We start from the raw sequence: 23459 nt of genomic DNA, 5'->3' as shown, positions 1-23459 counted from the left end.
GCGTCGAGGGCGGGGTGCACCTGCGGGTGCTCGACGGCGCCGCGGAGGTCTCGTCCGCCGTCGCGCCCGAGGCGGAGCTTCCCGCACGCGTCGACGCGCTCGAGACCGCGCACCCGCGCTGGGTGTGGCCGGACACGGGGGCGATCTACCCGGCGCTGCTGGCCGCGGGCGTGCGGGTGGAGCGCTGCTTCGACCTGCGCCTGTGCCACGAGATCCTGGTCCATGCGCGGGCCGGCGTCGCGGTGGACGCCGGTTCCGCCGGCGCCGCGGTGGGCGCCGGTTCCGCGGGCGCCGGTTCCGCGGGCGCCGGTTCGGCGGACGCCGGTTCCGCGGGCGCCGGTTCCGCGGGCGCCGGCCGGGCCTCGGTTCACGGCGTATTCACTCCCGGCGACCCGTGGGAGCACCGGCCGGTCACCGACGAGCAGCAGCCCGCGCTCCTCGACGTCCTGCCCACCGTGGGACCCGAGGAGGTCCTCGCCGAGCACCTGCGCCAGCGCGCCGCCGTCGCCGCTGCACCCGACGGGCGCCTCAACCTGCTGCTGGCCGCTGAGTCGGCCGGCGCCCTCGTCGCCGCCGAGATGAGCCACGACGGGCTGCCGTGGGACCGCGGGATCCACGACCGCCTGCTCACCGACCTCCTGGGCCCGCGCCCCGTGCGCGGCGCCCGGCCGGCCAGGCTGGAGGCGCTCGCCGAGGAGGTCCGCCGCCTCCTCCAGGCGCCCACGCTCAACCCGGACTCCCCCGCGGAGCTGCTCCGGGCTCTGCGCGGCGCCGGGCTCGAGGTGCGCTCGACCCGCAAGCACGAGCTCGCCACGCTGGACCATCCGGTCGTCGCGCCCCTCCTGCTGTACAAGAAGCTCTCCCGCCTGCTCACCGCGAACGGTTGGGCCTGGATGGACGACTGGGTGCGCCCGGGCACCGGTGGGCGGCGCGGGCGCTTCCACGCCGACTACGTGCCCGGCGGAGTGGTCACGGGGCGCTGGGCCACCCGCGGGGGCGGCGCGCTGCAGCTGCCCAAGCAGATCCGCGGCGCGGTCGTGGCAGACCCGGGGTGGAAGCTGGTCGTCGCGGACGCCGCACAGGTGGAGCCGCGCGTGCTCGCGGCCCTGGCCCGGGACGAGAAGCTGGCCCGGGCGGCGAAGGGCCGCGACCTCTACCAGGGCCTCGTGGACCAGGGGATCGTCCCCACCCGGGCGCACGCCAAGGTCGCGATGCTCGGCGCGCTCTACGGGGCGACCACCGGCGAGGCCGGCGCCCTGATGCCCTCCCTGCTGCGCGCCTACCCCCGTGGCGACGGGCGTCGTCGAGCGCGCCGCCCAGGTCGGCGAGCGCGGCGGGGTGGTCCGCACGTGGCTCGGCCGCACCTCGCCGCCGCCACCTCAGGCCTGGCACGCCGCCCAGCGGCGCGCCGGCGAGGTCGACGCCACCGACGCGGACCGGCGTCGCGCGTACCAGCAGGCCCGCGACTGGGGGCGGTTCACCCGCAACTTCGTCGTCCAGGGCAGCGCCGCGGAGTGGGCGCTGTGCTGGATGGCCGACCTGCGGGCCCGGCTGCGCGGCCTCCCCGCGGGAGGCGGGGCGCCGCACCTCGTCTTCTTCCTCCACGACGAGGTCATCGTGCACTCCCCCGCGGCGCTGGCGGACACCGTCGCCCAGCAGGTGCGGGAGGCGGCGGCCGCCGCCGGGCGCCTGCTCTTCGGCGACTTCCCGGTGGAGTTCCCGCTCGACGTGGCGGTGGTCGACAGCTACGACCAGGCGGGCTGAGCCACCTCAGCCAAGGAAGTCGGCAAGCTCGTCGAGGAATTCCTTCTTGGTGCGGGCGCCGACGAGGGACTTCACGAGCTCGCCGTCCTTGTACACGTTGAAGGTCGGGATGGAGACCACGCCGTACCTCGTCACCGTCTCGCTGTTGGCGTCGGCGTCCAGCTTGACGAACCTCAGCCTGTCGCCGTGCTCGGCGGCGAGCTCCTCGATGATCGGCTCGGTGCGCCGGCACGGGGCGCACCAGGTGGCCCAGATGTCAACCAGGACCGGGACGTCGGAGCCCAGCACCTCGGCGTCGAAGGTGGCGTCGGTGACGACGGGGACGTTGCCCATCTCTGCCTCCTCTCAGGCCTTGGCCGGCAGCAGCTCGCCGAGCAGCGCCTCGACCCGGCCGCGGATGTCGTCGCGCACGCGGCGGACCGTCTCGAGATCCTTGCCTGCCGGGTCCTCGAGCTCCCAGTCCTCGTACCGCACGCCAGGGAAGAACGGGCAGGCGTCTCCGCAGCCCATGGTGATGACGACGTCGGAGGCCTGGACGGCGTCGGGGGTGAGGATCTTCGGCCTCTCGGCCGTGATGTCGATGCCCTCCTCGGCCATGGCCTCGACCGCGACCGGGTTGATGCTCCCGGCGGGCGCCGAGCCGGCGGAGCGGACCTCGACCTGCCCGCCGGACAGGGCGGTCATGTAGCCGGCGGCCATCTGGGAGCGGCCGGCGTTGTGGACGCACACGAACATGACGCTGGGAAGCATCGACATGGAGTCTCCTCGGGGTCGGGTCAACGGGTCGGCGCGGGCGCCGTCGCCGGGTCGGTGGGGTTGGCCAGTGGGGACAGGCGGGGGGCGAGGTTGTCGACGCGGCGGCCGAGCTCCTCGAGAGCGTGGTCGAAGGCATCCGGTGTGCCGGCCAGCAGGGGGTCGGGGATGGACCAGTGGACGTCGACGGGGAAGTCGAGCTCCTCGTGGGCGCGGTCGCAGACGGTGACGACCAGGTCGTCGCCGGCGCGGACGTCGGCGACGTGCTGAGGGTGGACCAGCGGCAGGTCGAGGTGGTGGCGGCGGGCGCTGTCCACGGCGCCGGGGGCGATGGCGGCGGCCGGGTGGGTTCCGGCCGAGACGGCCGGCACATCGCTGGCCCCGCGCCACAGCGCGGCGGCGAGGTGGGAGCGGGCGGAGTTGGCGGTGCAGACGAAGAGCACCCGCGGAACCGGACGCAGGCTCGGCACGGCGAGCGCGTCGAGGGCTCCGGGCACGAGGTGGACGTAGGAGCGGCGCTTGTCACCCTCCGAACGGGTGCGGGCAAGCACCCCTTCGCGCTCGAGCACCTTGAGGTGGTGGGCGAGCAGGTTCGAGGGCATGCCCAGCGCCTCGGCCAGCTCCGACGGGGAGGCATCGCCCAGGGTCAGGGTGTCGACGATCTGCAGCCGGGCCGGATCGGCCAGGGCCGCATGGAGCGCGGCCCGCCGCCGCAGCTCGTGCAATCGCTCGTCCTTCATTGCCTCAATATTGACTGAGCGATTTGGCTTCGTCAAGTATGGACCCCATGAACACGCGTGAGGGGACGGCCGCGGCGCCGTCGTGGGGTCGTCGGCTGGTCGCTGAGCTCCTGGGCACCGGGCTGCTCGTGACCGTCGTCGTCGGCTCGGGGATCGCCGCCCGGCGGCTGTCGCCGGACGACGCGGGCCTGCAGCTCCTGCAGAACAGCCTGGCCACCACCCTGGGTCTGACGATCCTCATCCTCGTGCTCGGCCCGGTGTCCGGGGCCCACCTGAACCCGGTCGTCACGCTGGCGGAGTGGTTCCTGGCACGGCGGGCCCGCGCGGGCCTGACGCTCCGCGGCGCGTGCGCGTACGTCGCCGCCCAGTGCGCCGGCGGCATCGCCGGTGCGGCGCTGGCCAACGCGATGTTCGAGGTCCCGACGTCCCTGTCGACCACGCAGCGGTCCGGGGCCGGGCTGCTGCTCGCCGAGGTCGTCGCCACGGCGGGCCTGGTGGTGGTGATCTTCTCCCTCACCCGCTCGGGCCGGGGAGCGGTGGTCGCCCCAGCGGTGGGTGCCTACATCGGCGCGGCGTACTGGTTCACCAGCTCGACCTCGTTCGCCAACCCCGCCGTCACGCTCGGGCGCCTGTTCACCGACACCTTCGCCGGCATCGCGCCCGCGTCGGCGCCGGCGTTCGTGCTCGCGCAGCTGCTCGGCGCGGCCGCGGGCCTCGCACTCGCCCGCTTCCTCTACCCGGTCCCCGCTCCGGAGGGTGCGGCGGTCCGGCTGCCCGAGCCCGACGTCGTCTCCCGCGGCGCGTGACTCCGCACCGCGGCCGGGGTCTGCTCGCCGGTCCTGCCGTGCCGCAGCCCGGTCGGGAACCCGATGATCACCGGTTCGGGCGCGGGGCCGCAGCAGCCGCCCCCGGCGGGATCGATGCGCACGGTGCCGTCGGGGTCGACGACCGGCAGGCTCGTCGAGCACACCCCGGTCTCGGGCAGGTTCAGCTCGAGCTCGCGGGCCGCCCGCTCGTCGCCGGCCAGGTGCGCGGCGATGGAACGCACCTGCTCGTAACCGGTGGCCAGCAGGAACGTCGGGGCCCGCCCGTAGGACTTCATGCCGACCACGAAGAACCCCGGCTCGGGGTGGGCGAGGGTCTCCGCGCCGTGGGCGGGCACCGTCCCGCAGGAGTGATGCTCCGGGTCGATCAGCGGTGCGAGGCGCCTCGGCGCCTCCACGCCGGGGTCGACGTCGAGCCGGAGCTCGCGCAGCATCGTCAGGTCGGGCCGGAAGCCGGTGGCCCCGGCGACCGCGTCGACGACCAGGCGCCGCGGGCCCTGCGGCGTGGACGCCGCGACGCCGACCCGGTGGCCCACCTCCTCGAACCCGGTGATGGTGACCGAGGTGAGCAGCTCGACCTTGCCGGCCTCGACGGCCTCCCGCAGCCTCGAGCCCAGCCGGCCGCGGGCGGGCAGGCCGTCGGCGTCGCCGCCGCCGTAGGCACGGGCGACGGAGGCCCCGCGCACGGCCCACGAGATCCGCGTGGCGGGCTCGGCGGCGGCGAGCTCGACGAGGTTCAGCAGGGTGTTGGTGGCGGAGTGGCCGGCGCCGACGACGAGCACGTGGCGCCCGGCCACGCGGTCCCGGTCCCGGCCGAGGACGTCGGGCAGCGGGCCGAGGAGGGACGGGGCCGCCTCCGCCTCGCCGGGCGCCTGCAGGCCGGCGGCGCCGAGCGGGTTGCGCTGTGACCACGTGCCGGAGGCGTCCAGGACCGCCCGCGCCAGGTGGTCCACGACCTGCCCGTCGACCAGGGTGCGGACCAGGAAGGGCCGGTCCTCGCCGCCGGCACCGTGCGTCTTGTCCATCCCCTCCCGGCTGACCGCGACCACCCGGGCGCCGGTCACGATGCGGTCGCGCAGCGCGGGCGTGCCGGCGAGCGGCTCGAGGTACTCCGTCACCAGCTCCGCCCCGGTGGGCAGCAGGTCGCCCGGCGGGGCCACCCACCCGGACGGCTCCAGCAGGCGCCGGGCCGCGGCGTCGACGTCGTACTCCCACGGCGAGAAGAGCCGGATGTGCCCCCACTCGTGCACCGCGGCGCCGACGCCGTCGCCGGCCTCGAGCACCAGCGGCTCCAGTCCGCGCTCGAGCAGGTGCGCGGCCGCGGCCAGCCCCACGGGCCCGGCTCCCACCACGACGACGGGCAGGGGCTCGGGCGACGGAGCGGTGGACAGGCGCATGAGTTCCCTCCGGGAGACGACTGCGATGGTCATCCATCGACGTGCATCGATCGAATGGACGTCATCCTGACGCATCCATAGACCGGCGTCAATTCGTTGCGGCGCGGGACAGGGCCGGCGAAGTCGCCGGCGCGCAGCCCCGCGCACGCCCCTACCGTGGTGCCGTGGACGCCGCCGCGGCACACCCGGACGTGGACGTGCTGGTCGTCGGCGCCGGGCCGACGGGCCTGACGCTGGCCGCCGAGCTCGAGCGTCACGGCGCACGCCTGAGGGTCGTGGACCGGCTCGACGACCGCGTGCACGAGTCCCGCGCCCTGGCCGTCCAGCCGCGGACGCTCGAGGTCCTCGCGCCGCACGGGATCGGCGACGAGCTGGTGCGCCGCGGCAACCCGGCGGTGCGGCTCCAGGTGCATGCCGGCGCCGCCGCCGGCTCCTGGCCGCAGGAGGAGGTGGAGCGACTGGCCGCGGACCTCCGCCGCCTCACCGTGCACCGGCTCTCGTCCCGTCCGGGCTCCGGGGCGCTGCACGACCCGGCGGGCACGGCGCTGCGCCGGCTCGGCGCGCGCTCGCCGGGCACGGTGCTGCACCTGCTCGTGCGGCCGGACGGGCACGTCGCGTAGCGCGGCGGCGCGGACCTCGCCGGTGTGCGCCGCTACCTGGGGAGGTGGCTCCGGCCGGCCGCGTGACGCGTGCCGTGAGGCAGGACGACCACGCCCGCCGGGTCGAGGCGCAGGCGCACCCGGTCGCCGTCGGGCAGGGACACCCCGGCCAGCGCGGTGGCCCGCTGACCGTCCGGCAGCACCACGTCCACCTCCGTGCGGCCCCGGCGGAACCGGGTGGCCACCACGGGCGCGAGGACCCCGGCCGGGTCCTCCTCGTCCACGTGCAGCGCCGTCGGGCCGAGCCCGAGCAGGGCGTCCCCCTCCGCCGCCGCGCCGGCGGGCAGCGGCGCCTCACCGATCGCGGTGCGGGCCACCCGCCCGGTGACGCGCGCCGGCAGGAAGGGCCCGTAGCCGAGGAAGGCGGCGACGTCCCGGCTCGCCGGGGCCTGCCAGAGCCGCGCCGGCGCGTCCACCTGCAGGAGCCGGCCGCGGTCCATGACGCCCACCCGGTCGGCGACGGTGAAGGCCTCGTCGTGGTCGTGGGTGACGTACAGCGCGGTGGTGCCGGTGGCCCGCAGGATGTCGTGGAGCTCGCCGGTCAGCCGCTCGCGCAGGCCGCGGTCCAGGGCCGAGAGCGGCTCGTCGAGGAGGAGCAGGGTCGGCGCCGGCGCGAGCGCGCGGGCGAGGGCCACCCGCTGCGCCTGCCCGCCCGAGAGCGTGGAGACCGGCCGGGGCCCGTAGCCGGCCAAACCCACGAGCTCGAGCAGCTCGGCGACGCGGCGGCGTCGCTCGGCCCGCGCCACCCGCGCCACGGCGAGGCCGTAGGCGACGTTGCCGGCCACCGACCGGTGCGGGAAGAGCTGGCCGTCCTGGAACATCAGCCCGAACCCGCGCTCGTGCACCGGGACGCCCGCGAGGTCCCGGCCGGCCCACGAGACCGACCCCGCGGCGACCGGCTCGAGCCCGGCGACCGCCCGCAGCAGGGAGGACTTGCCCGAGCCGGAGGGCCCCAGCAGCGCGACCACCTCGCCCACGGCGACGTCGAGGTCCACGCCGGCGACCGCCGTGGTCGGCTCGGCGCCGCCCGGGCCCGGGTAGCGCACGACGAGGCCACGCACGCGCAGCCCGCCGTGCGTCTCCGGCGCCCCGGCGCGACCCGCGGGCGCATGGCCCTCCCGGGGGCGTCGCACGCCCAGCTCGTTCACCACTCGGCGGCCTCCCTCGTGCGCAGCTTCTCGGCCAGGCCCATCACCGTGGCGGTGAGCACGGCCAGCACCACGGCCGCGGCCATGGCCATCCCGTAGTTCTCCGCGCCCGGGCGCCCGATCAGCCGGAAGATGACCACCGGCAGGGTGGGCCGGTCGGGGCGGGAGAGGAACGACGTCGCCCCGAACTCCCCGAGCGAGACCGCGAAGGCGAACCCGACCGCCAGGCCCAGGGCGCGGACGAGGTAGGGGCCGTCCACGGTGGCCAGCACCTGCCACCGGGAGGCGCCGAGCACCTCGGCGACCTCCCGCTGGCGCGGGTCGATGGCCCGCAGCACCGGCAGGACGGTGCGCACCACCATGGGGGTGGCCACCACGGCCTGGGCGATGGGCACCAGGATCGGCGACGAGCGCAGGTCCAGCGGCGGGTGGTCCAGCGTGACGAGGAACCCGAAGCCCACGGTCACCGCTGAGACGCCCAGCGGGAGCATGAAAGCCGCGTCGAGCAGCCGCGTCGCGCGCCGGGCGGTGGGCGAGCGCGGCCGGCGCGACGCGACCAGCGCCACCAGCGTGCCGACGACGACGGCGAGCACCGTGGCGTCGACGGCGATGCGCAGCGAGTTCGCGGTGGCCTCCCACACGGTCACCGTCAGGGCGTTGTCGCCCCCGGTGGTCCCCAGGGCGGCGTAGTTGCCCAGGCCCCAGCCGCCGGGCGTGCGGAAGGAGCGGACGACGAGGCCGGCCAGCGGCGCCGCCAGCAGGCCGAGGACGACGACGGCGGTCACCGCGGCCGGCACCAGGTCCGGGCCCGGCCGCCACCGGGGGCCTTCGCGCACGGCCAGGGAGAGCCGGTGCCCGCCGCCGGTGCCGCGCAGTCGCAGGGCCCGCTCCCGGCGGGCGCGGGTGCGGCCGGCCAGGGCGAGCGCGGCGCCGACGACGACGAGCTGGACCACGGACAGCACGGCAGCGGCGCGCAGGTCGAGGAACTGGGTGGTCTGCACCCAGATCTCGGTCTCGATGGTCCCGTACCGCACCCCGCCGAGCACGAGCACGACGCCGAACGCCGTGGCACAGAAGAGGAACACGATCGAGGCGGCCGAGGCGATGGCGGGCCCCAGTGCCGGGAGGGTGACCGTGAGGAATGCCCGCGACGGCGCAGCGCCGAGCGCGCGGGCGGCCTGCTCGGCCCGCGGGTCCAGCCGCTCCCACATCCCCCCCACGGTGCGCACGACCACGGAGTAGTTGAAGAACACCAGGGCGAGCACGATCGCGGTCATGGTGCCGTCCAGGCCGAGGAAGCCCAGCGGCCCGCCCTCGCCCAGCAGGGAGCGGAACGCGACCCCGACGACGACCGTCGGCAGCACGAAGGGGATGGTCACGAACGCGCGGACCGCGCCGCGGCCGCGGAAGCGGCACCGGTAGAGCAGGTACGCGCCGGGCAGCCCGAGCAGCAGCGAGAGCGCCGTGCCCAGGGTGGCCTGGGCCAGGGTCTGCCCCAGGATCCGCCAGGTCCGCGGCCGGGAGAAGACTTCGGCGAACCCGCCCAGGTCGAGCTCGCCGCCCGGGAGGAAGCCCCGGCCGACGAGGGTGAGCACGGGCCACAGGAAGAAGGTGCCCAGGAAGAGCAGCGGGATCCCCGCCGCCAGGCCCCAGGCCGCCCAGCGGGCCACGCGCCGCCGTCGCGCGCGCGTCCCACCCCGGACGGTCGGCGGGGCGGCCGGGCGCGCGCCGGCCCCGCCCAGCCGCCCGGGCCGGGACGGCCGGGCGGCGGGTGCGGGCGGGGCGGGCGCGGTCATGTCAGCCGATCACCGTCTCGGTCCAGGCGGCGATCCACTCCTCTCGGTGCGCGCTGATGTCCGCGGGCGCGACCTCGAAGGGCTTCTCGGCGAGCGGGGCGAACTCCAGCCAGGACCCCGGCAGCGGCACCTGGTTGTCCACCGGGTACATGTACATCTGCCCCGGGATGTCGGCCTGGACCTCCTCGGACAGCAGGAAGTCGACGAAGGCCCGCGCGCCCTCGGGGTTCTGCGCGCCCTCGAGGACGCCGGCGTACTCCACCTGGCGGAAACAGGTGTCGAGCAGCGCGCCCGTGCGCGGCTCGGCGCCGTCCTCGGGCACCTCGGCGGCGGGCGAGGAGGCGTACGAGACCACCAGCGGCCGCGGCCCGGCGCCCTCGGAGCCGGAGAAGTCGACGTAGTAGGCGTCCGACCAGCCCTCGACGACCTTCACGCCGTTGTCCCGCAGCTGCTGCCAGTACTGCTGCCAGCCGTCCGGCCCGAAGGCGCCGACCGTGGCCAGCAGGAAGGCCAGGCCCGGGGACGACGTCGCGGGGTTGGTGACCACCAGGAGGTCCTTGTAGGCGGGGTCGGCCAGGTCCTGCAGCGTCGCGGGCTCGGGGATGCCCGCGTCGGCGAACCACTGGTGGTCGACGTTGACGCAGACGTCCCCCATGTCCACCGGCGTCAGCGACCCGGCGTCGTCGACCGCGTAGTCGCGGGCCGACGGCGGGAGCGCCGGGGAGCTGTAGGGCTCGAGAACCCCCTCGTCGATGGCCCTTGCGGCGAAGGAGTTGTCGATCCCGAAGACCACGTCGCCCAGCGGGGAGTCCTTGGTGAGGATGAGCTGGTTGACGAGGGCACCGCCGTCGCCGGGCGCGACGAACGTGAGGTCGTAGCCGGACTCGGCCTCGAACATCTCGATGAGCTCTTCGGTGAGGGCGAAGGAGTCGTGCGTGACGACGGTGAGCTCGCCGCCCTCGGCGCCGCCCGCGTCGGCGGCGCCGTCCCCCTCACCGGCCAGGCTGCACCCGGCGAGCGTGAGGGACGCGGCCGCCAGGCCCGCGACGTACGGGCGCGGCGCGCGCCCTCTGGTCCTGCTGGTCAAGGCTCCTCCTCGTACTCCAGGAGGGCCCACCGCCGCCCCGCACGTCGCGGCGCGACGGCAGGGAGAGACAATCCCGACTTCCTTCGCCGGTGCTAACCGGTGCAGGTTCGAGGGTCTGCGGCTGTCCGCACTCTCAGCGCCCCGCGGCGCTCCCCTGTCGTTCGCTGGCGAGCCTACACGCCCGGGCACGGCGCCAGCGAGCCCGCCCGCGCCGGAGCGCCCACGCAGGGTCCGAGAGCGTGCGGACCGTACGCCCGGTGCGACGAAGTGGGGCCCCCGCCACCACCCGAACGCCCCAGAACGTCACACTCGCCGTCTGGCGCCAGGCGTCAGCCGTCCAATGCGACGAAGTGGGCCCCCGCCACCACCCGAACGCCCCAGAACGTCACACTCGCCGTCTGGCGCCAGGCGTCAGCCGTCCAATGCGACGAAGCGGGGCCCCCGCCACCACCCGAACGCCCCAGAACGTCACACTCGCCGTCTGGCGCCAGCCGTCCAATGCGACGAAGCGGGGCCCCCGCCACCACCCGAAGGCCCCAGAACGTCATACTCGCGGAACCAGCCGGAGGCATAAACGGGGACGGGGAGAGCGTCAGGCGTTCCTCTTGACGTCCTGCGCGCCGGGGCCGCGGTACCACTTCGACGCGCCGCGCACGGCGAGCTGCCTGGTGAGCCCGACGAGCGCCCCGGAGACGGCGGCGAAGGTGAGGACCTCCCAGAGCTTCACGCCGGGGTCGTCCGGGTCGTGCGGCGGCTCGTGGCCCGTGACGGCCTTCCACCCGAGGTCGAGCACCTTGTTCGTGACGAGGCCCGCCACGAGCAGCGCGCCCGTGCTGACCACCCGGTAACCCATCTCCATCGCCTGCTCCATCCTCTCGGCTGCGCTCGCGCGCCTGGCTCGATCATGCCGGATAGCCGTGGGCGGCGCAGGGCAGGCGCCGGCCGTGGACTTGCGAGGGGAAGCGCCGCTCAGGCGCGGGGTGCGCCGTCCGGGCCGCCGCCGTCCGCCGCCTCGGCCTCGGCCAGCCGGCGGGAGGCGTCGAGGTCATCGGTGAGCTCGTCGAGCACGAGCGTGGCGGGGTCGACCTTGCCCGTGCGGTAGCCGGCCCGGCCCACCATGTGGGCGGAGATGGGCGCCGTCACGAGCTGGAACGCCACCACGAGCACGAGCGTCCAGCCCACCACGGGGTTGCGCACGATGAGGGCCGTGCCCGCCATCATCAGCACCAGCCCCAGCACCTGCGGCTTGGTGGCGGCGTGCATCCGCGAGAACAGGTCGTGGAAGAAGTTCACCGCGAAGGCCGCCACGAGGGTGAGGGTCGAGCCGAGGAGCAGGCACACGGCCCCGAGCACGTCCGCCACGTCGGTCCAGCTCATCGCCGTCCTCCTCCCGGTCGGGGGTCCTCGCCGGGTCGGGCACCAGGCCCGCCCGGTCCGCCACCCGTGTCGCCGGGAGGGGCGTCCCGGCCGGCGCCGAGGCCCGCCGCCGGGGACGCCGGCCCGCCTGCCGCGGCCGGCTCCGGCGCCCCTTCGGGGTGCGCGAGCCTGACGCCGGCGCCGTCGGCCCCGGCGTCGGGCGCCGGCACGTCCTCGCGGGTCCGGGCGGCGTCGGGGTCGTGCACCGGGGCGGCCTCGTCGTCCATGACGTTCTCCCTCGCCAGCAGCTCGCGCATCTCCTCCTTGGTGAGGATGCGCGCCTCCTCGGCGCGCTCGACGGCGACGAACCGGGCGATGGTCACGGACCCGACGAACCCGACGATCGCGAGCACGACCAGCACGGGCACCAGGTCGGTCCTCCCGGTACGGGCGGAGATGACCGCCACGGAGCCGAGCACCGCGGCGGTGATGACGTCGAGCGCCGCCACGCGGTCGAGCATGCTGGGGCCGCGCTCCATGCGCACGAGGGCGATCACGGCTGCCAGCGCGAGGACGATCGTGCAGTACGCGTAGACGGCGGTCATCGGCCCTCCGCCCCCTCGGTGGTGAGCCGCCCCGCCCGCGGCGATGAGCCGGGGACGTAGCCGGCGTCGATGAGCTGGTCGCGCGAGGCGAAGGCCCGCAGGATGCGCTCCTCCTGGTCCAGCACGATGCGGTGGGCGTTCTCGAGCCCGCCGGCCAGCTCGACGTCGAACACGTGAATGTACAGCGTGCCGGTCAGGCGGTGCGCCTCCACCACGATGGAGCCGGGGACCAGCGAGGTCATTCCCGCCGTCGCGGTGAGATAGCTGTCCGAGTGACCGCGCAGCCGCACGCGGATGACGGCGCCGCGGGGCTGCCGGCGGAGCACCGCCATGCCGGCGATCTGCAGCGATGCGACGACGACGTCGTAGGCGAACCTGACCACGAGCCGCACCACGCCCCACGGGCGGAAGCGGCCGTCGAACGGGGCGCGCGGCAGCGGCGCGACGGTGGTGACGAACAGCGCCACCCCGAGGCCCGCGACGGCGTTGGCCATGGTGATGTCGCCCCACAGCAGCACCCACACGGCGGTGAGCCACGCGAGCATGCCCCACGACGCCCGCGGCCAGCGGCGGCGGCGTCCCGAGTCGGTCATCACGTCCCTCCTCCCCCGGTGGCGGCGGCATCGCCGGTCGCCGGTGCGCCGGTCGCCGGTGCAGCCGTGGCCGGTGCGCCGGTCGCCCGTTCGCCCGTGGCGGGCGCGCCGGTGGCCGGCGCCTCCTTCGGGTCGCCCCGCTCGCCCTCCTCGGCCACCTCCGGCGACTGCCCCGTGCCGCGGCCGCCCTCGGGCAGCACGGCGGAGATGTACGGGGAGCGGGCCAGCAGGTCGCGGGCGGCGCGGTCCGTGTAGGTGTAGAGCGGGCCGGCCAGCGCGGCCAGCACCAGGGAGAACGCGACCAGGGCGCCGGCGGAGCCCACCATCGCGCGCGGCAGCGTCGTCTCCGGCAGCGGCTCGGGCGCCGGCTGCCAGAACGCCATGTTCCAGGTCTTGGCGATGGCGTACAGGGTGAGCAGGGAGGTCACCAGGCCGCTGGCGATGAGGGCGTAGTCCAGCCCGGCCCCCTCCTGCGCCGCGGCCTGCACCAGGCCGGTCTTGCCGAGGAACCCGGTCATCGGCGGGATGCCTGCAAGGTTCATGGCGGGCACGAAGAACAGGACCGCGAGCAGCGGGGCCACGCGGGCGAGCGAGCCCAGCCGGGCCAGCGACGTCGTGCCTCCGCGGCGCTCGATGAGACCCGCGACGAGGAACAGCGAGGTCTGGACGGTGATGTGGTGGGCCACGTAGAAGATCGCGGACGACAGCCCGGCCACGGTTCCCATGGCGACGCCCCAGATCATGAACCCGATGTGGCTGACCAGGGTGAAGGAGAGCAGCCGCTTGACGTCCTCCTGCGCGACGGCGCCGAGGATGCCGATGACCATGGTGGCCAGGGCCACCCACATCAGCAGGTCGTCGAGCCGCCCGTCGGGGAAGAGCAGCACCTGGGTCCGGATGATCGCGTAGACGCCGACCTTCGTCAGCAGGCCGGCGAACACGGCGGTGACGGGCGCCGGGGCGGTGGGGTAGGAGTCGGGCAGCCACGCCGAGAGCGGGAAGATCGCGGCCTTGATGCCGAACGCCACCAGCAGCATCAGCTGCAGCGCCAGCTGCGTGCCCTCCCCCACCTCGGGCAGGCGCAGGGCGAGCTGCGCCATGTTCATCGTCCCGGTGGCCGCGTAGATCAGCGCCAGGGCGACGAGGAAGATGACCGAGCTGATGAGCGAGACGACCACGTAGATCGTCCCGGCGCGCACACGCTCGCGGGTCCCGCTCAGCGTGATGAGCACGAAGCTCGCGGCCAGCAGGATCTCGAAGCCCACGTAGAGGTTGAACAGGTCGCCCGAGAGGAAGGCGTTGGACACCCCCGCGGACAGCACCAGGAACGTGGGGTGGTAGATCGCCAGCGGCGCGCCGCCGTCCCCGTCGGCAAGGCCCTGGGCGAGGGAGTACGCGAGCACCGCCAGGGTCACCGTCACGGAGACGACCAGCATGAGGGCGGAGAGCCGGTCGGCCACGAGGGAGATGCCCACCGGCGCGGCCCACCCGCCCACGTCGACGACGATCGGGCCGGAGTTGACCATCACCAGCAGCGCGACCGCGATGACCAGCACCACCGAGAGCGTGGCGACCGAGACGATCCCCTGGAGCCGGCGGTAGCGGGCGAGCGCGAGCGCGGCGCCGGCCCCGAACAGGGGCAGCGCGATCGGCAGGGCGACGAGCCAGCTCATCGGGCCTCCTCGTCGTCGGCGGCCACGGCCGCCGGGTGGTGCCCGCGGTCGGCGTGCTCCTGCTGGTCCTCCTCGGCGGTGGCCGTCTCGTCCCGGATGACGGCGGCCTCCTGCGCCAGGCTGGTGCCGGCGTCGTCGGTGGCGCGCTCGGAGAGCTCGTCGCGCGCGGCGCGGCGGGCGATGCGGCGGTCCTCGAGGTCGTCCTGCACCTCGTCGTGGCCGTTGAGCTGCCAGGACCGGTACGCCATGGCGAGCACGAACGCCGTCATGCCCAGGGTGATCACGATGGCGGTGAGCACCATGGCCTGCGGCAGCGGGTCGGACATGTCCTCCGGCGCCGTCTCGCCCAAGATCGGCGGTCCGCCGGCCCGGCCGCCGGCGACCAGCATCAGCACGTTGACCCCGTTGGAGATGAGCGCGATGCCGATGATGACGCGAGAGAGCGACCGCTCCAGGACGAGGTACACGCCGGTGCCGACCAGCACGGCCACCAGCACCACGAGGGCGGCGGCGGGAGCCATCTCGATCATCGGGCACCTCCGGCGGGGCGGCCGGCGCCGAGGGCCGCCTCGGGCGCGGCGCGGGCGTCGGGGGCGGGCAGGGCGTCGTCGGGCGACTGCACCGGGTCGTCGAAGGCGATGTCGGGGGCCTGCTTGCCCTCGATCTCGCCGTGGCGGTCCACCTCCGCGCCCAGGGAGCGCAGGATGTCGAGCACCAGGCCGATGACGACCAGGTAGACGCCGGTGTCGAAGAACAGGGCGGTCGCGAGGTGGACGTCGCCGAACACCGGCAGGTGCAGGTCCACCACGGCGCTCTGCAGGACCGTGCCGCCCAGGAGCAGCGGCACCAGCCCGGCGCCGACGGAGAGGAACAGGCCGCTGCCCAGCAGCACGCCGGGATGGACCGGGGCGGCCTCGCCGAGCTCGTAGCGTCCGCCGGCGAGGTAGCGCACGACCAGGGCGATGCCGGCCATCAGGCCGGCGGCGAACCCGCCTCCGGGGGCGTTGTGCCCGGAGAAGAGCAGGAACACCGAGAACACCAGCATGGTGTGGAAGACGAGCCGGGTGCCGACCTCGAAGATGACCGAGCGGCGCACGGGCGCGAGCGTCGCCCCGGCGGAGAGCCAGGTCCGATCGCGGCCGGGCGAGCGGATGCCGTCCGGCGGCGTCTCCGCGTGCGGCGGCTGCCGCAGCCGCGCCCCGGGGTCCGGCCGGCCGCCGCGCCACACGCTGTGCCGCTCGGCGGCCCGGGACAGGTGCGCAGCCCGGTCGATGCGGCCGGTCCGGGCCCGCAGGAAGATCAGCGAGGCCACACCCGTGGCCGCCACGACGATGACCGAGATCTCCCCCATGGTGTCCCAGGCGCGGATGTCCACGAGGGTCACGTTGACGATGTTCTTGCCGTACCCGTACTGGTAGGCCTCCTCGGGGAAGTTCACCGAGACCGGTCCGTGCACGCGGGCGCCCGCGGCGAGCACCCCGAGCCCCGCCACGGTCACGCCGACGACCGCGCCGAGGATCGCGCGCCACCACCGCGACGCGGCCAGCGGCCGGTTGGAGAAGTACGCGGGGAGGCGGCGCAGCACCAGCACGAAGACCACCAGCGTCACGGTCTCCACCAGGGCCTGGGTCAGCGCCAGGTCAGGCGCGCCGTGGAGCTCGAAGAGCAGCGCCACCCCGTAGCCGGCCACGCCCAGCAGGACGACCGCCTTGAGCCGGCGCCGCGCCCGCGCCGCGAGCACGGCGGCGATGGCGATCACCACGGCGACCGCGCCCTGCATCGGGCTGTCCCACAGCCGCACCGCCGATGGCCACGTGTCGCCGAGCGTCAGGCCCGCCACGCCGGACGTGGCCACGACGGTGACGAGGATGATCGACAGGTAGGCCGGCAGCGAGCCGCGCTGGGTCCGGGCGGTGACGTCGGCGGAGAGGTTGTCCAGCGTGCGCAGCAGCAGGCGGTAGTGGTCCTCGGCGCTGCGCACCGCGGGGACGGCGGCCTGGGCCCGCTCCACGCCGCGGCGGGCGGCGAACAGCGCCGCGCCGGCGGCGAGCACCGCCACCGTGGTGAGGAAGGCGGGCCCGACGCCGCCCCACAGCGTCAGGTGCCCGGGCTCGCCGGGGTAGGTCGCGGCGTACGGGGCCAGGGCCCGCTCGCTCAACCCGGGCGTGAGGCCGACGACGAGGCCGGCGACCGCGAGCACGACGGGCGAGGCCATGATGAGCCGCGAGGTGCGCTGCGCCTCGGGCTCCTCCACGCCGGGCTTGTCCGCGAAGGCGCCCCACCAGAACCGCAGGCCGTACGCCACGGTCAGCGCGGAGCCGACGGCGATCGCGGCGAGGACGACCCAGTCCAGCGCGCCGCCACGGTGGGCGAGCGCCTCGAGCGCGCCCTCCTTGGCCACGTACCCCGCGAGCGGCGGGACGCCGGCCATGGAGCCTGCGGCGAGCGCGCCCGCCACCGCGGCCACCGGCATCCGCCGGCCGAGCCCCGACAGCTGGCGCAGGTCGCGGGTGCCGACCGACCAGTCGATCACGCCGACGAGGAGGAAGAGCGCGGCCTTGAACAACGCGTGCGCGGCCAGCATCGCCAGGCCGGCCAGGGCGACGCCCGAGTCGCCGTGGCCGACCAGGACCATGATCAGGCCCAGCTGGGACACCGTGCCGTAGGCGAGCAGCAGCTTGAGGTCGTGCTGGCGCAGCGCCCGGTAGCCGCCGAGCAGCAGGCTGCCCAAACCCAGGAGGAGCACGGTCCACCGCCACACCGGCAGGTCGGCGAAGCCGGGGGCGAGGCGGCCCACCAGGTACACGCCGGCCTTGACCATGGCGGCGGCGTGCAGGTAGGCGCTGACCGGCGTGGGCGCGGCCATCGCCGCGGGGAGCCAGAAGTGGAAGGGGACCTGCGCCGACTTCGCCACCGCGCCGAGCAGCACCAGCGCGACGGCGGTGGGCACCAGCCCGGCCGGCGCCTCCGCCCCGAGCCGCCCGTCGGCCGCGGCGGTGACCAGCTCGCTGAGCCGGTACGAGCCGCCGTCGACCTCGCCGAGGATGATCAGCCCGCCGAGCATGGCCAGGCCGCCGAACGTGGTCAGCACGATGGCCTGCATGGCCGCCCGCCGGGAGGACTGCCGGTCGTGGTAGTGACCGATGAGCAGGAACGAGAAGATCGTCGTCAGTTCCCAGAACAGGTACAGCGCGAGGGTGTTGTCCGTGGTGACGAGCCCGAGCATGGCCCCGGCGAACGCGACGAACACGCCCGCGAACCGCCCCAGGGCCGTGGCGTGGGTGGAGAAGTAGGCGGCGCAGTAGACCAGGACCAGGGCGCCCACGCCCCCGACGACCAGGACCATCAGCCACGACAGCACGTCGAGGCGGAACGCCAGCTCGATGCTCAGCGACGGGACCCAGGCGACCTCCTGGACCGGGTGCCGGCCGGCGAGGACGTCGCCGGTCTGGAGGGCCGCCCACACCGCGGCGGCGCCCGGCACCGCCGCCAGCACGAGGAACGCCCGGCGCCCGTACCTGCCGACGATCGCTGGCGCGGCGAGGGCCGCAACAGCGTGGATCATCAGCAGTTGCAGCACGGCCGCTCCGTCGGTTGAGGTCGATCAGCGTTCAGTTCTCCGCCCGGCCCGCACCCGCGGGCACCGGCGCGGCCCCGCCAGCTGCCTGGCCGTAGGGACGGCGAGGGAGGGCGACGACGGGGAATGGGGACCCATCCTAACAAGCCGCGACGAGACAGTAGGGCCCATCCAATCAACTGGGGCGCTCCTCCGGCGGTACCGTGTGCGGGCACAGGAAGGACGTCACCGTGGTGCAGACCGTCTCCGTCGTCCTCGTCGCCGCGGCGACGGCGGCCGGCGTCGCCCTCTTCGCGCGCGGGGCGTGGCAGCTCGTCGCGCAGGTGCGGGTTGGGCGCCCGGCGCCCGGCCGCCTGCGGCCGGTGGGCCGGCGGGCCGGGACGCTCGTGCGCGAGGTGCTGGGGCACGGGCACTTCCGCCAGCGGCCCGCGGTGCGGGCGGCGCACTGGGCGGTCATGGTCTCCTTCCCGCTCCTCTTCCTCACCCTCGTCACGGGGTACGGCCAGCTGGTCGACCCCGCCTTCGCGCTGCCCGTGCTGGGGCACCTGCCGCCCTGGGAGTGGCTGGTCGAGGCGATCGCCTGGCTGAGCCTGGCGGGCATCGTCTACCTGATCGCGCTGCGCCAGCGGATCCAGCCCCGCGCCGGCCGGGACGCGGACGCCAGCCGCCGCTCCCGCTTCTTCGGCTCGACGCGGTGGCAGGCGTACTTCGTCGAGGCGGTGATCCTCGTCGTCGTGCTCTGCGTGCTCGCGCTGCGGGGGCTCGAGCACGCCTACCTCGCCGCCGACCCGGAGATCGCCGGCTATGCGACCGCCCTGCACTTCCCGCTCACCGGGTGGCTCGGGGAGCTGCTGGCCGGGGCGTCCCCGGCGGCGCTCGCCGATGCGATCACCGTGGTGGCGACCCTGAAGATCCTGGTCTCGATGGCCTGGCTCGCCGTCATCGGCCTGCAGCCGACCATGGGCGTGTTTCAACACTCTGGCGCGGGAGTACCCGCAGCTGGGCGGGCGCTACGAGGTGGTGCACCACACCCAGCTGCTGAACCGCCTGGTGCGCGAGGGACGCCTGAAGGTGGCCCCGCCGGTCGGCGAGGCCCGGGCGATCACCTACCACGACCCCTGCTACCTCGGCCGGCACAACCAGGTCTACGCCCCGCCGCGCGAGCTGCTCGGCGCCCTGCCCGGCACGTCGCTGGCGGAGATGCCCCGCTCCGGCGAGACCGCCATGTGCTGCGGCGGCGGCGGGGCCCGGGTGTGGATGGAGGAGAAGATCGGCACGCGGATCAGCACCGAGCGGGCACGGGAGGCCGCCGGCACGGGCGCCGCCGCCGTCGCGACCGCGTGCCCCTTCTGCACCACCATGCTCTCCGACGGCGTGGCCGCCAACGGCGACGACGTGGAGGTCCTCGACGTCGCCCAGCTGCTGCTCGCCGGGGTCAGGCGTGGGCATGAGGGCTGAGACACCCCCGGGGTGGCTGGCGCTCCCCGGCGTCGCCCGGGCGCGCCGCCGCACCACGGCGACCCTCGTGGCCGCGCAGGTCCTCGGATCCCTCGGCATCGGCGCCGCGCCGTCCGTGGGCGTCCTGCTCGCGGAGCAGGTCACCGACTCCGAGACCTGGGCCGGCGTCGCCCGGGCGGCCACGACCGTGGGGGCCGCCCTGCTCGCGCTGCCGCTCGCGGGGCTGGCCGGGCGGTCCGGCCGGCGCGGCGCCCTGGCGACCGGCTGGCTCGGCGCCGCGGCCGGCGCGGCGCTGCTGGTCGCCTCGGCGGTCGCCGACTCGGTGCCGCTGCTGGTCCTCGGCATGCTGCTCATGGGCGCGGGGGCCGCCGCCCAGCTCCAGGCGCGCTTCGCGGCGACCGACCTCGCAGCGCCCGCCCACCGGGCACGGAGCCTCGCGCTCGTCGTCTGGGTGGGCACGCTCGGGGCGGTGATCGGCCCCAACCTCGGCGTCCCGGGACAGGCTGTGGAGGCGCGGGCCGGCCTGCCGCCGCTGGCCGGGGCGTTCGCCATCGGCGCCGTCCTCCTCGCGCTGACCGGCGCCGTCGTGCTCGCCGGGCTGCGCCCCGACCCTTTGCTCCTGGCGCAGCGGCACGCGGACGACGCCGGCTCGGTGACGGGTCCGCCCGTGCCGGGGCGCAACGGCCTCGCGCGGGCGGCCCGCGCGGTCCGGGCGGCGCCGCCCGCCCGGTTCGCCTTGCTCTCCCTCGTGCTGGCGCACGTCTCGATGGTCTCGGTCATGACGATGACGCCGGTGCACCTGGCCCACCACGGCGCCACGATCAGCCTCGTCGGGCTGACCATCAGCCTGCACGTGCTGGGGATGTTCGCACTGGCACCGGTCGTGGGGGTGGCGGCCGACCGCTACGGCCGTGTGCCGGTGATCCTGGCCGGCCAGGTCGTGCTGGCCGCGGCCGCCGTCGTGGGGGCGGCCGGCGCCGGCTCGGCGGCTGCCGTGGCCGCCGCCCTGACCCTGCTGGGGCTCGGCTGGTCTGTGGTAACGGTGCCGGCGTCGGCGCTGCTGTCCCAGTCCGTGCCCGCCCCCGCCCGGCCCCTGGTGCAGGGCATGGGCGACGCCACGATGAACGCTGCCGCCGCCATGGGAGCCATCGCGTCCGGCCCCGTGATGGCCCTGGTGGGCTTCCCCGCCCTGGCCGCGGCGGCCGGGCTGGTGGTGGTGCCCGTGCTGCTCGCGGCGCGGCGGCTCTAGCACGCCGAAGGGGCCCGGCGGTCCGCCGGGCCCTTCGCACAGCTCAGGTCACCGCACGTCGTGGTCGGTCTCCACCCGCTCCTTGTGGAGCTCCTCGGTGACGTCGCGCTGCTCGGTCACGGCGGTGCCCGCAGAGCGGCCCGCCGCTCCGGCGCGCGCGGCGCCCGGCCCTGCCGCGTCGGTTCCCGCGGTGCCGGCCGGCGCGTCGTCGTACGCTACGCCGATCTTCTGCCCGTCGTTGGCGACGACGGTGGCCTTGGTGTCGATGAGGTGTTCTGGACCTGGGTGGTCTTCGTCATACGTCTCTCCTGTCGGTCGCACGGCGGCGCGGTCGGCCCGGGCGGCTCGTGCGGTTCGCGCCGTTCGGGCGGCGCGGCAAGGCCGGGACGGCTTGGCGCCGTGGGGAAGCTCCCTGGCTCTCGACGCTGGGCACACACCGTCGCCGCAGACCACCCGAACGGGTCACAACCGCGTCAGCACCTTGCGTCCGGCACCGCCCCCTCGGCGAGGACCCCCGGGGCGGACTTCACCCGCGAAGGCACACCCTTCCAGCGCGGAAAGCGAAACTTCGCCGTTCGGCACGACAGCGAGCACGATCGCGACTACGTTGTTCAAAACCGTTGCATGACCGCGTCAGAACAACGCATCGGGCACGGACCCCGCAGGGGCGCACCACCCGGAACACGAGTGAAGGGGCAAGCCATGACCGAAGGTTTCAGCCGGCCAGCGGACCCGCTGACGTCACCCGACCCGATCCCGGCGCCGCCGGTGTATCCGCCGGCGGGGAGCACGGCGCCGGCCGGGGGTGAGGGTGGCGTGAGGGAGGCCGCCAAGGAGGAGGCGTCGCAGGTGGCGCAGACCGCCGGTGAGGGGGCCCAGGAGGTCAGGGAGACGGCCAGGGAGAAGGCCGTGGAGACGGCCGAGGTGGCGAAGGACACGGTGCGGCAGACGGCGGAGCAGGCGCGCTACCAGGCGCGGGACCTCCTCGAGCAGGGCCGCAGCGAGCTGAGCGGGCAGGCCTCGAGCCAGCAGCAGCGGCTGGCCGGGGGGCTGCGCTCGTTGTCCGGGGACCTGGGGTCGCTGGCGTCGGGGCAGGGGGGCGCGGACTCCATGGCCGCGGACCTGGCCCGGCAGGTCTCGGAGTACGTGGACCGGGCCGGGGCGTGGCTGGAGCAGCGGGAGCCGGGTGAGGTGCTGCAGGAGGTCTCGCGGTACGCGCGGCGGCATCCGGGGGCGTTCATGGCGATCTCGGCGGGGCTGGGCCTGCTGGTCGGGCGGGTCGCGCGGAGCATGAAGGACGAGTCCTCCGAGGGCCAGGGCACCACCGCTCGCCACGCCAGCGGCTACCCCTCCCACGCAGGCAGCGGATACGCACCCACCGGGTACGCCGGGACGAGCGCCGGCTACGGCACGGACTACACGGGCACCGGCACCGGCTACACCGGCACCGCCGCGGGCACCGGGACGTACGCGGGCACCTCCGGCACGACCACGGAGTACGCCGCGGGCTACGGCGCCCCGACGACGGACGAGTACGGCGCGGGCGAGGTGCGATGAGCACGCAGTTCGAGCCATCGCAGCCGGTGGGCGGGGCGTCGGCGCCGCGGGCGGAGTCGGCGTCGGTGGGTGAGCTGTTCGGCGAGGTCAGCCGGGACCTGTCGACGCTGATCCGTCAGGAGATCGCGCTGGCCAAGGCCGAGACGACCGAGTCGGCCAGGCAGGCGGGCAAGGGCGCGGGCATGCTCGGCGGGGCGGCCTGGGCGACCCACTTCGTGCTGCTGTTCGCCTCCCTGGCGCTGTGGTGGGCGCTGGGGGCGTGGATCGGCGCCGGGGACGACCGCCCGGCGCTGGGCTGGGCCGCGCTGATCGTCGCGGCCCTGTGGGCGGTCGTCGCCGCGGTGCTCGCCGCCCGGGGCCGCAAGCAGCTGCGGCAGACCCGCGGGCTGCCCGACACGGCCGAGTCCGTGAAGAAGATTCCCGACGCGCTGAAGGGACAGGAGACCCCATGAGCAGCTACGACCCCACCGACGACACCACGATCACCCCGGCCACGAGCACCGACCCCGACCGCATCCGCGCCGACATCGAGGCCACCCGCACCTCGCTGAGCGGCAACGTCGACGCGCTGACCGAGAAGGTCTCCCCGGCCCGGATCGCCGAGCGCCAGAGCGAGAAGGTCAGGGGCGCCGTCTCCGGCGTCAAGGACCGGGTCTTCGGCGCCGCCGAGGACGCCCGCGAGGCGGCGCTGGGCGCCAAGGACTCCGCCACCGGGACGGTGCGCGGGGCGGCCGGGACGGTGCGCGAGGGCGCCGGGTCCGCGGCCGAGACCGCCAAGGCCGCCCCCGGGCAGGTCAAGGCCCGGGCCGAGGGCAACCCGCTCGCGGCCGGCCTGGTCGCCTTCGGGCTGGGCCTGCTGGGGGCCTCGCTGATCCCGTCCTCGCGCCAGGAGCGCCAGGTCGTGGGCCAGGTCAAGGACTCCGACGCCCTGCAGGCGGTGACCGAGGAGGCCAGGGGCGCCGCCCAGGAGATGGGCCAGGCCCTGCGCGAGCCCGCCCGGGCCGCCGCCCAGGACGTCAAGGACACCGCCACCACCGGCGCCCAGGACGTCAAGGACACCGCCACCACCGGCGCCCAGGACGTCAAGGACACCGCCACCACCGCCGGCCAGGACGTCAAGGACCAGGCCCAGCACTCCACCCAGACCGTCAAGGACACCGGCACGAGCGGAACCAGCGGCACCGGCACGTACTGACCGGCCCGCACCGCATCATTGGGGACCC

General features: G+C 75.4%; 22 protein-coding genes, 1 pseudogene and 1 riboswitch. Of the genes and pseudogenes, 8 read left to right on the top strand and 15 right to left on the bottom strand.

All coding sequences use genetic code 11. The features are described 5' to 3' along the window. Window positions 1-26 precede the first annotated feature (26 nt). Window positions 27-1764 (top strand): annotated as a pseudogene (locus ACF0H8_RS03690) (bifunctional 3'-5' exonuclease/DNA polymerase). Window positions 1765-1770: 6 nt separating this feature from the next. Here ACF0H8_RS03690 and trxA read toward each other — a convergent pair. From trxA to ACF0H8_RS03675, 3 genes are read right to left on the bottom strand one after another with little or no spacing between them, the layout of a single operon-like run. Next, window positions 1771-2097 (bottom strand): thioredoxin, encoded by a 327-nt coding sequence (gene trxA / locus ACF0H8_RS03685; protein WP_395287640.1) that lies wholly within the window; start codon window positions 2095-2097, stop codon window positions 1771-1773. A gap of 12 nt (window positions 2098-2109) precedes the next feature. Continuing rightward, the gene (locus tag ACF0H8_RS03680) at window positions 2110-2520 is read right to left on the bottom strand and encodes an arsenate reductase ArsC (RefSeq protein ID WP_395287639.1); all 411 of its coding nucleotides are present in this window, start codon (window positions 2518-2520) and stop codon (window positions 2110-2112) included. 20 nt (window positions 2521-2540) lie between these two features. Continuing rightward, window positions 2541-3257, bottom strand: coding sequence for a helix-turn-helix domain-containing protein (locus tag ACF0H8_RS03675; protein ID WP_395287638.1), 717 nt, complete (start codon window positions 3255-3257; stop codon window positions 2541-2543). A 47-nt stretch (window positions 3258-3304) separates the two neighbouring features. Between ACF0H8_RS03675 and ACF0H8_RS03670 the strand changes: the two genes are divergently transcribed. Next, entirely contained in the window at window positions 3305-4063 is a 759-nt protein-coding gene (locus ACF0H8_RS03670) for an aquaporin (RefSeq protein WP_395287637.1), read from the top strand. On the opposite strand, the gene ACF0H8_RS03665 is transcribed toward ACF0H8_RS03670, so the two are convergent. Beyond that, window positions 3991-5511: an NAD(P)-binding protein gene (locus tag ACF0H8_RS03665; protein WP_395287636.1), complete on the bottom strand. Its 1521-nt coding sequence runs from the start codon at window positions 5509-5511 to the stop codon at window positions 3991-3993. The genes ACF0H8_RS03670 and ACF0H8_RS03665 overlap by 73 nt on opposite strands. A 131-nt stretch (window positions 5512-5642) precedes the next feature. On the opposite strand from ACF0H8_RS03665, the gene ACF0H8_RS03660 reads away from it, so the two are divergent. Further along, on the top strand, window positions 5643-6098 hold the full coding sequence (locus tag ACF0H8_RS03660; RefSeq protein WP_395287635.1) for an FAD-dependent monooxygenase: 456 nt from the start codon (window positions 5643-5645) through the stop codon (window positions 6096-6098). Window positions 6099-6130: 32 nt separating this feature from the next. Here the strand turns inward: ACF0H8_RS03660 and ACF0H8_RS03655 are convergent, their stop codons facing one another. The 10 genes from ACF0H8_RS03655 to ACF0H8_RS03610 all read right to left on the bottom strand — a co-directional run bounded on the left by ACF0H8_RS03655 (window position 6131) and on the right by ACF0H8_RS03610 (window position 17975). Then, window positions 6131-7285: an ABC transporter ATP-binding protein gene (locus ACF0H8_RS03655; RefSeq protein ID WP_395287634.1), complete on the bottom strand. Its 1155-nt coding sequence runs from the start codon at window positions 7283-7285 to the stop codon at window positions 6131-6133. Further along, window positions 7282-9081 carry an ABC transporter permease gene (locus tag ACF0H8_RS03650; protein ID WP_395287633.1) on the bottom strand — a complete coding sequence of 600 codons (1800 nt, stop codon included), beginning with the start codon at window positions 9079-9081 and terminating at the stop codon, window positions 7282-7284. Before ACF0H8_RS03650 ends, ACF0H8_RS03655 begins: the two co-directional genes overlap by 4 nt. A gap of 1 nt (window position 9082) precedes the next feature. Further along, window positions 9083-10168 carry a thiamine ABC transporter substrate binding subunit gene (locus ACF0H8_RS03645; protein WP_395287632.1) on the bottom strand — a complete coding sequence of 362 codons (1086 nt, stop codon included), beginning with the start codon at window positions 10166-10168 and terminating at the stop codon, window positions 9083-9085. A 61-nt stretch (window positions 10169-10229) separates the two neighbouring features. Continuing rightward, a riboswitch (TPP riboswitch) is annotated at window positions 10230-10334 on the bottom strand. Between the two features lie 426 nt (window positions 10335-10760). Further along, entirely contained in the window at window positions 10761-11027 is a 267-nt protein-coding gene (locus ACF0H8_RS03640) for a DUF4235 domain-containing protein (RefSeq protein ID WP_395287631.1), read from the bottom strand. Window positions 11028-11137: 110 nt separating this feature from the next. Further along, a complete protein-coding gene (mnhG, locus tag ACF0H8_RS03635) occupies window positions 11138-11545 on the bottom strand; it encodes a monovalent cation/H(+) antiporter subunit G (protein WP_395287630.1) in 408 nt (135 codons plus the stop codon). Continuing rightward, window positions 11542-12129, bottom strand: a complete 588-nt coding sequence (locus tag ACF0H8_RS03630; RefSeq protein WP_395287629.1) for a monovalent cation/H+ antiporter complex subunit F — start codon at window positions 12127-12129, stop codon at window positions 11542-11544. The genes mnhG and ACF0H8_RS03630 overlap by 4 nt, the downstream gene beginning before the upstream one ends. Beyond that, the gene (locus ACF0H8_RS03625) at window positions 12126-12722 is read right to left on the bottom strand and encodes a Na+/H+ antiporter subunit E (RefSeq protein ID WP_395287628.1); all 597 of its coding nucleotides are present in this window, start codon (window positions 12720-12722) and stop codon (window positions 12126-12128) included. Before ACF0H8_RS03625 ends, ACF0H8_RS03630 begins: the two co-directional genes overlap by 4 nt. Continuing rightward, on the bottom strand, window positions 12722-14395 hold the full coding sequence (locus tag ACF0H8_RS03620) for a Na+/H+ antiporter subunit D (RefSeq protein WP_395287627.1): 1674 nt from the start codon (window positions 14393-14395) through the stop codon (window positions 12722-12724). The genes ACF0H8_RS03625 and ACF0H8_RS03620 overlap by 1 nt, the downstream gene beginning before the upstream one ends. Continuing rightward, window positions 14392-14925, bottom strand: a complete 534-nt coding sequence (locus ACF0H8_RS03615; RefSeq protein WP_395287626.1) for a Na(+)/H(+) antiporter subunit C — start codon at window positions 14923-14925, stop codon at window positions 14392-14394. Before ACF0H8_RS03615 ends, ACF0H8_RS03620 begins: the two co-directional genes overlap by 4 nt. After that, the gene (locus ACF0H8_RS03610; RefSeq protein ID WP_395287625.1) at window positions 14922-17975 is read right to left on the bottom strand and encodes a Na+/H+ antiporter subunit A; all 3054 of its coding nucleotides are present in this window, start codon (window positions 17973-17975) and stop codon (window positions 14922-14924) included. Before ACF0H8_RS03610 ends, ACF0H8_RS03615 begins: the two co-directional genes overlap by 4 nt. Window positions 17976-18992: 1017 nt before the next feature. On the opposite strand from ACF0H8_RS03610, the gene ACF0H8_RS03605 reads away from it, so the two are divergent. Together ACF0H8_RS03605 and ACF0H8_RS03600 are read left to right on the top strand one after the other, a co-directional pair. Next, window positions 18993-19430 carry a (Fe-S)-binding protein gene (locus tag ACF0H8_RS03605; RefSeq protein WP_395287624.1) on the top strand — a complete coding sequence of 146 codons (438 nt, stop codon included), beginning with the start codon at window positions 18993-18995 and terminating at the stop codon, window positions 19428-19430. After that, window positions 19420-20679, top strand: a complete 1260-nt coding sequence (locus ACF0H8_RS03600) for an MFS transporter (protein WP_395287623.1) — start codon at window positions 19420-19422, stop codon at window positions 20677-20679. The genes ACF0H8_RS03605 and ACF0H8_RS03600 overlap by 11 nt, the downstream gene beginning before the upstream one ends. 48 nt (window positions 20680-20727) lie before the next feature. Here the strand turns inward: ACF0H8_RS03600 and ACF0H8_RS03595 are convergent, their stop codons facing one another. After that, window positions 20728-21000, bottom strand: coding sequence for a hypothetical protein (locus tag ACF0H8_RS03595; protein ID WP_395287622.1), 273 nt, complete (start codon window positions 20998-21000; stop codon window positions 20728-20730). A gap of 495 nt (window positions 21001-21495) precedes the next feature. Between ACF0H8_RS03595 and ACF0H8_RS03590 the strand changes: the two genes are divergently transcribed. Genes ACF0H8_RS03590 through ACF0H8_RS03580 form a run of 3 tightly spaced genes read left to right on the top strand, consistent with a single transcriptional unit; the run spans window position 21496 to window position 23431 of the window. Then, window positions 21496-22236, top strand: coding sequence for a hypothetical protein (locus ACF0H8_RS03590; protein WP_395287621.1), 741 nt, complete (start codon window positions 21496-21498; stop codon window positions 22234-22236). After that, complete coding sequence (locus ACF0H8_RS03585) at window positions 22233-22688, top strand: phage holin family protein (protein ID WP_395287620.1); 456 nt, start codon at window positions 22233-22235, stop codon at window positions 22686-22688. Before ACF0H8_RS03590 ends, ACF0H8_RS03585 begins: the two co-directional genes overlap by 4 nt. Beyond that, window positions 22685-23431 (top strand): DUF3618 domain-containing protein, encoded by a 747-nt coding sequence (locus ACF0H8_RS03580; RefSeq protein ID WP_395287619.1) that lies wholly within the window; start codon window positions 22685-22687, stop codon window positions 23429-23431. The genes ACF0H8_RS03585 and ACF0H8_RS03580 overlap by 4 nt, the downstream gene beginning before the upstream one ends. The last annotated feature ends 28 nt before the right edge of the window (window positions 23432-23459 follow it).

The organism is Georgenia sp. AZ-5 (genome assembly GCF_043952095.1).
GTDB lineage: Bacteria > Actinomycetota > Actinomycetes > Actinomycetales > Actinomycetaceae > Georgenia.
The sequence above is the reverse complement of the archived record's forward strand: the minus strand, read 5'-3'. Positions and strand labels throughout refer to the sequence as shown.